Origin of the sequence: Bradyrhizobium sp. CCBAU 51765, from assembly GCF_015291725.1 — a bacterium.
GTDB classification, from domain to species: domain Bacteria; phylum Pseudomonadota; class Alphaproteobacteria; order Rhizobiales; family Xanthobacteraceae; genus Bradyrhizobium; species Bradyrhizobium liaoningense.
Window position 1 is genome coordinate 6,361,040 of the sequence record NZ_CP030038.1, and the last position, 12,472, is coordinate 6,373,511.

At 65.9% G+C, this 12,472-nt stretch carries 12 protein-coding genes; 6 read left to right on the forward strand and 6 right to left on the reverse strand.

Going from position 1 to position 12,472, the window contains the following annotated elements:
• Nucleotides 1-53 precede the first annotated feature (53 nt).
• The 3 genes from XH96_RS30090 to XH96_RS30100 form a co-directional block, all read right to left on the reverse strand.
• Nucleotides 54-962 (reverse strand): S49 family peptidase, encoded by a 909-nt coding sequence (locus tag XH96_RS30090; RefSeq protein ID WP_194389180.1) that lies wholly within the window; start codon nucleotides 960-962, stop codon nucleotides 54-56.
• 214 nt (nucleotides 963-1,176) lie between these two features.
• Nucleotides 1,177-1,941, reverse strand: coding sequence for a tRNA1(Val) (adenine(37)-N6)-methyltransferase (locus XH96_RS30095; protein WP_194389181.1), 765 nt, complete (start codon nucleotides 1,939-1,941; stop codon nucleotides 1,177-1,179).
• Nucleotides 1,934-2,161, reverse strand: a complete 228-nt coding sequence (locus tag XH96_RS30100; protein ID WP_194389182.1) for a DUF2007 domain-containing protein — start codon at nucleotides 2,159-2,161, stop codon at nucleotides 1,934-1,936. The genes XH96_RS30095 and XH96_RS30100 overlap by 8 nt, the downstream gene beginning before the upstream one ends.
• A gap of 132 nt (nucleotides 2,162-2,293) precedes the next feature.
• Here XH96_RS30100 and XH96_RS30105 point away from each other — a divergent pair, with 132 nt between their 5' ends.
• The 5 genes from XH96_RS30105 to XH96_RS30125 all read left to right on the forward strand — a co-directional run bounded on the left by XH96_RS30105 (nucleotide 2,294) and on the right by XH96_RS30125 (nucleotide 6,667).
• Nucleotides 2,294-3,301, forward strand: coding sequence for a polyprenyl synthetase family protein (locus XH96_RS30105; protein WP_131866317.1), 1,008 nt, complete (start codon nucleotides 2,294-2,296; stop codon nucleotides 3,299-3,301).
• A gap of 527 nt (nucleotides 3,302-3,828) precedes the next feature.
• Nucleotides 3,829-4,344, forward strand: coding sequence for a helix-turn-helix domain-containing protein (locus XH96_RS30110; RefSeq protein ID WP_194389183.1), 516 nt, complete (start codon nucleotides 3,829-3,831; stop codon nucleotides 4,342-4,344).
• 1 nt (nucleotide 4,345) lies between these two features.
• On the forward strand, nucleotides 4,346-5,608 hold the full coding sequence (gene fabF, locus XH96_RS30115) for a beta-ketoacyl-ACP synthase II (protein WP_194389184.1): 1,263 nt from the start codon (nucleotides 4,346-4,348) through the stop codon (nucleotides 5,606-5,608).
• A 41-nt stretch (nucleotides 5,609-5,649) separates the two neighbouring features.
• Nucleotides 5,650-5,784, forward strand: coding sequence for a hypothetical protein (locus XH96_RS39680; RefSeq protein WP_256439314.1), 135 nt, complete (start codon nucleotides 5,650-5,652; stop codon nucleotides 5,782-5,784).
• 7 nt (nucleotides 5,785-5,791) lie between these two features.
• A complete protein-coding gene (locus tag XH96_RS30125) occupies nucleotides 5,792-6,667 on the forward strand; it encodes an alpha/beta fold hydrolase (protein ID WP_194389185.1) in 876 nt (291 codons plus the stop codon).
• Nucleotides 6,668-6,768: 101 nt separating this feature from the next.
• Here the strand turns inward: XH96_RS30125 and XH96_RS30130 are convergent, their stop codons facing one another.
• The 3 genes from XH96_RS30130 to XH96_RS30140 all read right to left on the reverse strand — a co-directional run bounded on the left by XH96_RS30130 (nucleotide 6,769) and on the right by XH96_RS30140 (nucleotide 11,421).
• Nucleotides 6,769-7,653 carry a 4-(cytidine 5'-diphospho)-2-C-methyl-D-erythritol kinase gene (locus tag XH96_RS30130; RefSeq protein ID WP_194389186.1) on the reverse strand — a complete coding sequence of 295 codons (885 nt, stop codon included), beginning with the start codon at nucleotides 7,651-7,653 and terminating at the stop codon, nucleotides 6,769-6,771.
• A 25-nt stretch (nucleotides 7,654-7,678) separates the two neighbouring features.
• Entirely contained in the window at nucleotides 7,679-9,475 is a 1,797-nt protein-coding gene (locus XH96_RS30135; protein ID WP_194389187.1) for a tetratricopeptide repeat protein, read from the reverse strand.
• A gap of 284 nt (nucleotides 9,476-9,759) precedes the next feature.
• A complete protein-coding gene (locus XH96_RS30140) occupies nucleotides 9,760-11,421 on the reverse strand; it encodes an electron transfer flavoprotein-ubiquinone oxidoreductase (RefSeq protein WP_194389188.1) in 1,662 nt (553 codons plus the stop codon).
• Nucleotides 11,422-11,556: 135 nt separating this feature from the next.
• On the opposite strand from XH96_RS30140, the gene XH96_RS30145 reads away from it, so the two are divergent.
• Nucleotides 11,557-12,369 carry a uracil-DNA glycosylase family protein gene (locus XH96_RS30145; RefSeq protein ID WP_194389189.1) on the forward strand — a complete coding sequence of 271 codons (813 nt, stop codon included), beginning with the start codon at nucleotides 11,557-11,559 and terminating at the stop codon, nucleotides 12,367-12,369.
• Nucleotides 12,370-12,472: the final 103 nt, after the last annotated feature.

Below are 12,472 nucleotides of genomic sequence, written 5' to 3' on the forward strand. Positions count from 1 at the left end.
TGCGCAGATGGGCCAGCGCCGCAATTGGCGCGGCCCGGACCAAATGGCGCTGCCTAGAACCCGAATTTCGCCCAGATCGCCCGCGTCTCGACCGCCGAGATCAGCTCGTCCGGCAAGCCGGCCATTGATTCCAGGGCTGAAAGCTGCCCCGCGCCGGGCGATTTCCGCCCCAAAAGGCCGGAGAGCAGCCCGGTCGGCTGCGCGATCACGGGGGTGAGAACCTTCTCGCCATAGCGGGCACGAAGAGTTGAGCGGAGATCGCCGATGCCGTCGGCGAGCCCCAGCGCGATGGCACTGTCGCCAGCCCAGTATTCGCCCGTGAACAGGGTCTCGTCCGCTCCCTTCAGCCGCGCGCCACGGCTCTCCTTGACCAGCGAGATGAAGATCCCGTGGATCTCGCGCTGGATCGCCTTCAGCCTGGCGACGTCATCAGGGTTTTCGGGAAGGAACGGGTCGAGCATCGCCTTGTGTTCGCCGGCCATATAGAGGCGCCGCTCGATGCCGAGCCGCCTGATCGCCTCCTGAAAGCCAAAACTGCCGCCGACCACGCCGATCGAGCCGAGGATCGAGGACGGATCGCAGATGATCTCGTCGCCGGCGCAGGCGATCATGTAGCCACCAGACGCCGCGACGTCCTCGACGAACACGAGCACCGGCAACTTCTTCTCCGCCGCAAGTTGCTTGATGCGCAAGTAGATCTGACGCGACTGCACCGGCGAGCCGCCGGGAGAATTGATCACCAGCGCCACGGCCTTGGCGTGCCGATACGAAAACGCGCGCTCGAGCACCCGTGCGATTCCGGCAAGCGTCAACCCGGGGCGCAGCGGCGTCACCGCACCGATCACCCCTGACAGCCGCACCACCGGCACCACCGGGGTACCCGGCCGAAAGCGCGCCGGCAGATATTGCATGAGCTTGTCGGCCAGGCCGGAACTCTCACGATCGTTCAATTGTTCGGCCATGCCGTTACCTCTGATTAACCATTTCTTATCACGCGACTGTCATTGGAAGTGCCCGGAACGTGCTTTGCAGTTTTCCCGTTGGGAGGCTGCAATGAGGCAGCGGAGAACACCATGAAAATCTATCTTCTGATGCTGCTGATCGGCGCGCTGTTCATGGCGATCCGCCTCACGTCGCCGCAAGAGCAGCAGTCCGAATCGCTTCCCCGGTAAGCCCTCACGGTTCCACCAGCGGCAAGGCCGCTCTCCCTTCCAGAATCTCCGTCACCTCGCTTTTGGACAAGCGTGACTCGTCGTTGAGCATGAGGCCCGGCAGCAATCGCGTCGGGGCCCGGCCGCCTTTCACCGCACGCACCAGCACGCGGATCGCGGGCCGCCCCGCCTCGCCGTGAACCGGCAGGATCGAGAGACTGCCGAAACCGCGTGACAGCGCTGCCAGGACTTCGGCGATTCCATCTGCACGCCAGATCAGGGTCAGCACGCCATTGGATCGGAGGATACGCCGCGCTGCATGCACCCACGCATGCAGGGTCACTTCCGTCGCCACATGCGCGCTGTGACGCGCCCGGTCCGGCGAGGCGCGATGCCGGGCCGGATCGTTGAAAGGCGGATTCATCAACACCACGTCGACGCTGTCCGGCGACAGCCCGTTTGACGCAAAGGCCTGCGGCTCGCCCGTGACGTCGAGCACGATCGTTTCGACGGCAATCGCATTCGCCGCCGCGTTGCCACGCGCGAGCTCGGCCAGCTCGGGATCGATCTCGACCAGGCTGAGCCTGATGCCGGAGACGCGGCGGGCCAGCGCCAGACCGGCCGTACCGACACCGGCGCCCAAATCGACTACGCGGTCCCCCGCCAGGGCGTCGGTCGCCGCTGCAAGCAGGATGGCGTCATGCCCGGCGCGATGGCCGGATCGCTTCTGCTTCAACCGCAATTGCCCGCCGAGAAAGGCGTCCTCGGTAATATCTGCGGCCTCAATCATCGCCGCGCAGTTCGTGGCTGAGGCCAGCTTCGGTGAGGAGAGCCCTGGCCTCCTGGACATCGTCCTCATGGACCAGGATCCGCCGCGGCAATACGCCGAGCGAGCCCTCGATGATGCTCATGTTCTGGTCCAGCACCAGATGATGGATGTTGGCACCGTCGAGCAGCGCGCCGATCGCCGACACCAGCACCATGTCGTTGGTCCGAACCAGTTCGCGCAAAACGCAGATCTCCTGCCTGAAAGGGGGGCATGCGGCAAATGTCAATGGTTCCGAGGTCTTGCCGCGTCCGTCGCCAGTTTCTATTGTCTTTCCATCAGAATAGCCCTTCCGGGGCAAATATTGGAGACCGGCGTGGCCGTCATCGTACCTTTCGAAACTCCCGGCGCGTCGATCGAAGAGCTGGTTGCCCTTGTCGCCCCTGACATGGAGCGCGTCAACGCCACGATTCTGTCGCGGACCGGCTCCGAGGTGACCATGATCCCGGAGGTCGCCAACCACCTGATCTCCTCCGGGGGCAAACGCCTGCGCCCGATGCTGACGCTCGCCATGGCCAACCTGGCCGGCTATACCGGCGACGGCCATATCAAGCTCGCGGCCTCCGTCGAGTTCATGCATACCGCCACCCTGCTCCACGACGACGTCGTCGACGAGAGCGAGATGCGCCGCGGCAAGCTCTCGGCGCGCATGCTCTGGGGCAACGAGGCGAGCGTCTTGGTCGGCGACTTCCTGCTCGGCCAGGCCTTCCGCATGATGGTCGAAGTCGGCTCGCTCCGCGCGCTCGACATCCTCTCCGCGGCCGCCGCCACCATCGCAGAGGGCGAGGTGATGCAGCTGGCCGCCGCCAAGAACACCGCGACCACCGAGGACGAATATCTCGCCGTGATCCGCGGCAAGACCGCCGAATTGTTCGCCGCCGCCTGCGAGGTCGGCCCCGTCATCGCCAACCGGCCGAAGGCGGAGCAGACCGCCTGCCGCTCGGTCGGCATGAATCTCGGCATCGCCTTCCAGCTCGTCGACGACGTGCTCGACTATGGCGGCAAGAGCGCCAAGCTCGGCAAGAACACCGGCGACGATTTCCGCGAGGGCAAGATCACGCTGCCGGTCGTGCTGGCCTTCCGCCGCGGCAACGACACCGAGCGCGCCTTCTGGATCCGCGCGCTGGAGCGCGGCGAGATCGGCGACGGCGATCTCGACCATGCCATCGGCCTGATGAACAAGCACCGCGCGCTCGAGGATACGCTGAGCCGCGCCCAGCACTACGGCGCCATGGCCGTCGATGCGCTCGCGCTGTTCCCGCCCTCGCCGATGAAGAGCGCACTGGAGCAGGTCGTGGCATTCTGCCTGGCGCGGTCGCATTAGGCTGCGGCCGACCGGTCTCTATCGATTCCGCACACGCAATCAGCCCCGTCATTCTGAGGCGCGAGTGGCGATGCCTGGCATCGCACCGCGGGGCGATCGCATAATATGAATTGCACGGGGACTGTCCGCAGGCTTGCTCCGCCTCTCCCGCTTGCGGGAGAGGCCGACGCGCTCGCAGAGCGCGGCGGGTGAGGGCTCTCGCCGCACAGGGACGTCCTCAGTCAATCTCAATAATCCCAGCGCGGAGACACCCTCTCCCCAACCCTCCCCCGCAAGCGGGGGAGGGAGCCCACTGCCGATGCCGCTGCATTCTGCACATCGTATGCGATTGCCCTGCATCGCACCGGGAGCCTCAGGGTAGCGGTCATGCATATGTGCTCGCAATGACGGAGTCGGGCGCTGGCCCATCGTTCGCAAATTCGCATTCTCCATCGGAGCGATGGCTTCGCTGCTCCCCCTCCTGCACCCGCCGCGTCCAGCAGCGTGAGTAACTTGTATTTTGCAAGTTACTCACCTATCCTTCCCCCATGCAGCCCAAATCTCCCTCCATCCAGGAATGCCCCGTCGGCCGCGCCGTGGAGACGGTCGGCGAATGGTGGAGCATCCTGATCCTGCGCGATGCGTTTCAGGGCGCGACGAAGTTCGACGAATTCGCGCAAGGCCTCGGGATCGCGCCGAACATCCTGTCGCGGCGCCTCGCCCATCTCACCGCGAGCGGCATGTTCGTCCGGCGCCGCTACAACGAACGTCCGCCGCGCTACGAATACGTGCTGACGGACAAGGCGCGGGATTTCTTTCCGGTGATCGTCGCGCTGCTCGCCTGGGGCAACAAGCATCTCGCGCCGAAGGGCGAATCCATCCTGCTGGCGAACCGGAGCGACGTTCGCCCGCTCGATCCGGTCGTGGTCGATGCCGCCGACATGCGTCCGATCACGCTCGCCAATTCGGTCGTCATCGCGGGGCCCCGCGCCAGCCGCGGAATGCGCGCGCGGCTCGCTTCGCTGAGGGCCATGAACCCGGCCGTTGCGCCGGCTGGAGACTGACATGCGTCGTATCGTCGTGACTGGCATGGGCGCGGTGTCGCCGCTCGGCTGTGGGGTCGAATTGTCGTGGCGACGGTTGCTCGCCGGCCAAAGCGGGCTGCGCCCTCTGCCCGATTGGGCGCAGGCACTGCCGGCGCGCATCGCCGGTCTCGTGCCCGACAAGGCCGATGATGCCGATGGCGGCTTCGATCCCGCGCAGGCCGCCGCGCCAAAGGACCAGCGCAAGATGGACCGCTTCATCCTGTTCGCGCTGCTCGCCGCCGCAGAAGCGGTCGCACAGGCCAAATGGATGCCGCAGGACGCAGGCGCGCTGGAGCGCACCGCGACGATCATCGCCTCCGGCATCGGCGGCTTTCCGGCGATGGCGGAGGCGGTGCGCATCACCGAGAAGCGCGGTGCACGCCGGCTCTCGCCGTTCACGGTCCCTTCGTTCCTCGCCAATCTCGCCGCGGGCCAGGTTTCGATCAAACACGGCTACAGGGGCGCGCTGGGCACGCCGGTCACGGCGTGTGCCGCCGGCGTGCAGGCGATCGGCGATGCCGCGCGAATGATCCGCGCCGGCGAGGCCGATGTCGCGATCTGCGGCGGCGCGGAGGCCTGCATCGACATCGTCAGCCTCGGCGGCTTTGCCGCGGCCCGCGCGCTGTCGAGCGGCTTCAACGACGAGCCCGCGCGCGCCTCGCGCCCGTTCGATCGCGACCGCGACGGCTTCGTCATGGGCGAAGGCGCCGGCATCCTGGTGATCGAGGCGCTGGAACATGCACTGGCGCGCGGCGCGACGCCGATCGCGGAGATCGTCGGCTACGGCACGACCGCGGACGCCTATCACATGACCTCGGGTCCGCCCGATGGCGACGGCGCCCGCCGCGCCATGGAGATCGCGCTTCGGCAGGCGAAGCTCGAGCCTGCGGATCTGCAGCACCTGAACGCGCACGCGACGTCGACGCCGGCCGGCGACGAGAGCGAGCTCGGCGCGATCGCCGCGCTGTTCGGCCGTAACCGTGGCATTGCCGTGAGCGCGACCAAATCGGCCACCGGGCACCTGCTCGGCGCCGCCGGCGGGCTGGAGGCGATCTTCACCGTGCTTGCCTTGCGCGACCAGATCGCACCGCCGACGCTCAATCTCGAAAATCCGGATCCCGGCGCTGAAGGCATCGACATCGTTGCCGGCGCAGCGAGAGCGATGCCGATGCAGAACGCCATCTCGAACGGGTTCGGCTTCGGCGGGGTGAACGCCAGCGTGATCTTCCGCCGGATGGGCTGAAGAAGACTTGCAATCGCCGGTCGCTCCGCTACGAAAACAGGATGACCGAAACGAATTTCTGGCTGTTCCTGACCGGAAGACCGCGTTTGATGCGCCGTCTCACCCAGAGCTCCGGCGTCTTCATCGCCAGCCTCGGCCTGGCGCTGGCGCTGGCGCTGCGGCCGGCGAATGGATAGCGCCACGATGCTCGCCCCGCAAAGCCGCTTCCATGAATCGCACGGCCTGCGGCTGCATTACGCAGACTGGGGCAATGAGGACGCGCCACCTCTCATCCTGGTCCATGGCGGCCGCGATCATTGCCGGAGCTGGGATCACATTGCCCGATCGTTGCAGCCGCATTTTCACGTGCTCGCGCCCGACCTGCGCGGCCACGGCGATTCCGACTGGACCCGAGGCGGCAGCTACGCGCTGACGGAATATGTCTACGATCTCTCCCAGCTCGTCCGCAATATCGCAGCGCCTCAGGTCACTCTCATCGGCCATTCGATGGGCGGCATGGTCAGCCTGATCTTTTCGGGCTCATTCCCCGAACAGGTCTCGAAGCTCGTGGTCCTCGACGGCGTGACCATGTTGCCGGATGCGCCAAAGCCGCCGGCGCATGAGCGCATCGGCAAATGGGTCGGCCAGCTCGACAAGCTGCACGACCGCACGCCGCGCCGCTATGCCACGCTCGAGGACGCCGCCGCGCAGATGATGCTTCACAACAAACGGCTGTCCCGCGATCTCGCCCTGCATCTCGCCACGCATGGTGCGCGGCAGAACGAGGATGGCACCTACAGCTGGAAGTTCGATCCCTATCAGCGCGCCGCTGCGCCGCACCGGCTCTGGCCCGACGATCACATCGAGCTCTGGTCGCGCATCAGCTGTCCGACGCTGCTGCTCAATGCCGGCGAAAGCTTTCTCGCCGGCGCCAGGGCGGCAGGCCTGGAGCGGTACTTCCCGCAGGCGCGCATCGAGACCATTGCCGGGGCGGGACACTGGCTGCAGCACGACAAGCCGCAGCAGGTGTTGGGCGTGATCCGGCGGTTTCTCGGGCTCGACGAGGACGGCGCGGGTTAGCACAACCCTATCCACGTCATTGCGAGCGCAGCGAAGCAATCCAGACTGTCACCGCGGAGGGATTCTGGATTGCTTCGCTACGCTCGCAATGACGATCAGAACTAACTCAAGGTCCCTGCATGCACCCACCAGCCGTGGTGGTCGCGCCGGATCTTCTCGGCGGCGGCATGGGCTTCGGCCGCCGCGCCGTAGATCGCAAAGCATGTCGCGCCGGAGCCGGACATGCGGGCGAGCTTGACGTCGGCGGAGGTGCGCAAAGCTTCCAGCACCTCGCCGATGACGGGCTCGATGCGCAGCGCAGGCGCTTCAAGGTCGTTGGCGACGGTTTCCAGAACCTCGACCCAATCGGAAATAGAGGCGCCCTCCGCGGGCCAGGCCGGAGCGCGGATGACGTCGGTGACGCCGACCAGAAGCTCGCCGTTGCGCAGCCCCAGTGCCTGGAACACGTCCTTGGTCGCGACCGGCACGCGCGGATTGACCATGACGCAGGGCATGCTCGGCAGCGCGAGCGGCAATAGCTGCTCGCCGACGCCGGTCATGTCGCAGGCGCGCGAGATGAGGCACACCGGCACGTCGGCGCCGGTCGCGAGTGCGACCTTTTGAACGCGGGGATCATCGAGCGACAAATCGTTGAGACGCGCCAGGAGCCGCAGCGCCGCCGCAGCATCGGCCGAACCGCCGCCGATGCCCGCCGCAACGGGAAGCACTTTGTCGAGCGCGAACGCGCCCAGCTTCAGGCCGGGCACCGCCTCGGCCAGAAGCCTGGCGGCCTTGAGCACGAGATTGTCGGACGTCTCGCCGCAGGCCTCCGCCAGCGGCCCGGTGGTGGTGAGCTTCAGCTCGCCGCCCGGCTCCAGCGTCAGCCGGTCGGCGCAATCGGCGAATGCCACCACGCTTTCGAGATCATGATAGCCGTCGGCACGACGGCCGACGACGCGAAGGCTCAAATTGACCTTCGCCCGCCCCTCTTCAATCAACGCCGACATCGGCGACACGCCCCCAAACAAAACCTCAGCCGCCCTTGCCGTCGTCCTTCTTCTTATCGGCCTGAGCCGCGGAAGAGTTCGAATTGTCGTCGGCGAGACCGTTGGCGATCTTGGCCTCGATCTTCGGAAGCTCTTCCGGCTCGGGCTTGAGATCGCGGGCATGCGACCACTGGAATTTTGCCTCCAGCGTGCGGCCGACGCGCCAATAGGCGTCGCCGAGATGGTCGTTGATGGTGGGATCCTCGGGCTTGAGATCGATCGCGCGCTCGAGGTTCTTCACCGCCTCTTCGTAGTTGCCGATGCGGTAATAGGCCCAGCCGAGGGAATCGACGATGTAGCCGTCGTCGGGACGCTGCTCGACGGCACGCTTGATCATCTTCATGCCTTCGTCGAGATTCACGCCCTGGTCGATCCAGGAATAGCCGAGATAGTTGAGGACGTGCGGCTGGTCGGGCTGAAGCTCCAGCGCCTTCTTCATGTCGGCCTCGGCCTTGGCCCACTGCTTGGAGCGCTCCTCGCAGATGCCACGATAATAGTACCAGACGCTGTTGGCCTTGTCGTTGCCGGGCTGCAGCACGTCGATCCCTTGCGAATAGGTCGCGCCGCAATCGCCGAACCGCTTGCGACCGCGCTCGATATTGCCGAGCGCCATGATGGCTTCGAGGTCCTTGGGGTCCTCCGACGTGACGCCCTTGAGGATCTTGATCGCCTCGTCGGTGCGGTCGGCGGTGTCGAGATCAATGGCGAGCTGTATCTGCGCATTGCGCTTGAGCGGCGAGGTCGCGGGCACGCGCTCATAGACCTTGATCGCCATCTTCGGCCGCTTCACCGATTCATAGAGATCGGCGAGCGAGAGCAGCGCCAGCGGATGGGTCGGCTGGAGGTAGAGCGCGAGCTGGAGATAGACCAGCGCCAGGTCCTCGCCGCCGCGGCGGGTCAGCGTGGCCCCGATGCCATAGAGCGCCTCGGCGGCGCCGGCCTGTGCGGAATCGACGAGTGGCGGCATCTTCTTGCCGGCCTTGGTCTCGCGCAGGCCTTCCTGGATCAGCGGATGACGGGCGAGCTTCTTGTCGAAGGCCTGGTAGACGGTGGTCGCGGCGGCGGAATCCTTGTTGCGCGAGAGCCACCGTGCATAGGCCTCGGTCACGCGCAGCATGGAATCGTCGAGCTTGTAGGCGCGCTCGAAGCGGGCGCCGGCGTCCTTCTCCTTGCCGGCGAGCTCCAGGATCATGCCGGCGTGAAGGTCCTTGAACAGCGGATACCATTCCGGACCGGCCAGCTTGTCGATGGTGGCGACACCACCCTTGGCATCGCCGGCACCATAGGCGGCCCAGCCCGACAGCAGCGTGGCGACGAGATCGGTGATCGGACCGCGGACCGATTGATTGATGTTGGTCTGCGCGGCCGCGTATTTCTTCAGCTTGAGATCATGCACGCCGACGACGAGACGCGCGACGCGGTTGGTCTTGTCGATGGTGAGGATGCGCTCGGCGAGCTTGACCGCCTCCTCGAGGTCGCCGTCGGCGACCGACGAGATGAAGGCACGGTCGAGCAGCTCGTTGTTCTTGGGATCGGTCCGGAGCGCCGAACGGTAGAATGCGGCGGCGGAGGCCGCGTCACGCTCGACGCTGGCGTGGCGGGCGGCGAGATAGCTGCCGGCACCGGTGAGCGACTTCAGATCGTTTCGGGTCGGAAACTGCGCCGCCGTGTTCTCCGGGTGATCCGGCGTCTGCGCCAGGACCGCACCGGGGACCGCCACGATCGCGGTGCCCGTGAGAGCGATGGCGGCAGCAGTCCAGCGGATGAAACGATTTGAAAACATCAGGGGCTCGCCTTGAGTTGGTAGTGCCGGGTTTGCAACAGGGGGCCGTATCGCATGCGAACGCGGCCGGTGGCATAGGGACCCGGAACCGTCGGGGCGACAATGCCGCTTTTGGCGCTTCGCCGCAAGGATTCGGGCCGGCCGTTCCCCGCGCTTGCCGAAATCGGCCAGACGAAACCGCCGGGAGAGCCCCAAGACGCCGCTACTATGGCCTTATCGTGGCCGCGGCGCGTGGCCGCAGCCGGGTCCTCACGCGAACGTGCGCCAGATCACGCGCCCCGCCCTTACATCGCCTCGTAATTCGGGCCGCCGCCGCCCTCGGGCGGAACCCAGGTGATGTTGCCATTGGGGTCCTTCACGTCGCAGGTTTTGCAGTGGACGCAGTTCTGGGCGTTGATCTGGAAGCGCGGGCCTGAGCCCTCCTCGATCCATTCATAGACGCCGGCCGGGCAATAGCGGTTCGAAGGACCTGCGAAGACGTCATGTTCGGAGGTCTTCTGAAGGTTCATGTCCGTAACCTTCAGATGGACCGGCTGGTCCTCCTCATGATTGGTGTTGGACAGGAACACCGAGGACAGCTTGTCGAACGATATCTTCCCGTCCGGCTTCGGGTAGGCCTTGGGCGTGTGCTGCCGGGCCGGATCGAGCGTGGCGCGATCAGGCTTGGCGTGCGACTGGGTGCCGAACAGCGAGGCGCCGAACAGCGTGTTGCACCACATGTCGAAGCCGCCCAGCGCGACGCCGAGCACGGTGCCGAACTTCGACCACAGCGGCTTGACGTTGCGGACCAGAAACAAATCCTTGCCGACGGACGACGTGCGCCAGGCATTCTCGTATTCGACGAGTTCGTCATTGGCGCGATCGGCGGAAATCGCCGCTGCGACGTGCTCGGCGGCGAGCATGCCGGTGCCCATCGCATTGTGCACGCCCTTGATGCGCGGCACGTTGACGAAGCCAGCCCCGCAGCCGATCAGCGCGCCGCCGGGGAAGCTGAGCTTCGGCACCGACTGATAGCCGCCCTCGGTGATCGCGCGCGCGCCGTAAGCGAGCCGCTTGGCGCCTTCGAAGGTGCCACGGATCGAGGGATGGGTCTTGAAGCGCTGGAATTCGTCGAAGGGGGACAGATAGGGATCGTCGTAGTTGAGATGGACGACGAAGCCGACGGCGACGAGATTGTCGTCATAATGATAGAGGAACGAGCCACCGCCGGTCTTCATGTCGAGCGGCCAGCCGAACGAATGCTGGATCAGGCCCTTCTGGTGCTTGGCGGGATCGATTTGCCAGACTTCCTTGAGGCCGATACCGAACTTCGGCGGCTCGCTCTTGGCGTCCAGGGCGAATTTGCTGATGAGCTGCTTGGTCAGGCTGCCTCGGGCGCCTTCGGCGAACAGGATGTATTTACCGAGCAATTCCATGCCACGGGTAAAAGAGTCCTTCGGCTTGCCGTCGCGGCCGATGCCCATGTCTCCGGTGGCGATGCCCTTGACCTTGCCGTCCTCGTCATAAAGCACTTCGGCCGCCGCAAAGCCCGGATAGATCTCGACGCCGAGCGCCTCGGCCCTGCGCGCCAGCCAGCGGCAGACATTGCCGAGCGAGCCGATGTAGCAGTGATGATTGTCCATCAGCGGCGGCATCAGAAAATTCGGCAGCTTGATCGCGCCACCGGCCGTCATCCAGTAGAAGCGATCGTCCTTGACCTGCGTCTTCAGCGGGCAGTCGGCATCCTCGCGCCAGTCGGGGATCAGCTTGTCGAGCCCGGCCGGGTCGATCACCGCGCCCGAGAGAATATGCGCGCCGACCTCGGAGCCCTTCTCCACCACGACCACGTTGAGATCGGCGTTGAGCTGCTTCAGCCGGATCGCAGCGGACAGACCCGAAGGGCCGGCGCCGACGATGACGACGTCGAATTCCATGGATTCGCGCGGGGGAAGTTCTTCGGTGCTCATCTGATCTCAGCCCTTGAGACGGTCCTCGGTCGTTTGCGCCCTCTTGTTTCCGATTTTTCCGGGTAGGACAACCATGGAAATGCGTTTCGTCGGGGTGCAAGGCCGTCCAAGGTGATATAAAAGTCAGACTTTCCCATGATCCCTGAACCCGCACCCACCGTCCGAGAGCTGCTCGCCTTCTATCTGGAGGCCGGTGTCGACTGCGCGCTTGCGGAGGAACCGATAGATCGCCTGGCGGAAATCGATGCTCCGCCGCCCAGCCCGCGCACGCCGCCGGTCGAGGCACCGCGGCCGGTCGCCGCGCCCGCGGTCATGCGCGGCGAAGCCGCGCCTGCACCGGACGTCGCCATCGCCTCGGCACGCGAGGCCGCGCGCACAGCGCCGACGCTGGAGGCACTGCGCGAGCTGATGCAGGGCTTCGAGGGCTGCGCGCTGAAGCACACCGCAACGCGGCTGGTGTTCGCCGACGGCAATCCGCAGGCGCGCATTATGTTCGTCGGCGAAGCGCCGGGCCGCGACGAGGACATTGAGGGGCTGCCTTTCGTCGGACGCAGCGGCAAGCTGCTCGACCTCATGATCGGCGCGATCGGGCTCAACCGCACCACCGCCTACATCGCGAACGTCATTCCCTGGCGACCGCCCGGCAACCGCACCCCGACGCCGCAGGAAACGCAGATCTGCCTGCCCTTCATCCAGCGCCATATCGAGCTCGTGAACCCGGACGTGCTGGTGACGCTCGGCAATCCTTCGACGCAGACTCTGCTCGGAACGCGTGAAGGCATCATGCGCACCCGCGGCCGCTGGTTCGATTACGACACCGGCGGGCGCACCATCCGCGCGCTGCCGACATTCCACCCGGCCTATCTCTTGCGCTCGCCCTCGTACAAGCGATTGGCGTGGCAGGATCTGCGATCGATCGCGAAGGCGCTGGCGGAACGGGCGGTGTAACCGCAAACGCAGTCATTCCGGGGCTCGCGAAGCGAGAGCCCGGAATCCATCGAGCGGCAGAGTTTGCGGACGAATGGATTCCGGGCTCGCGGCTTCGCCGCGC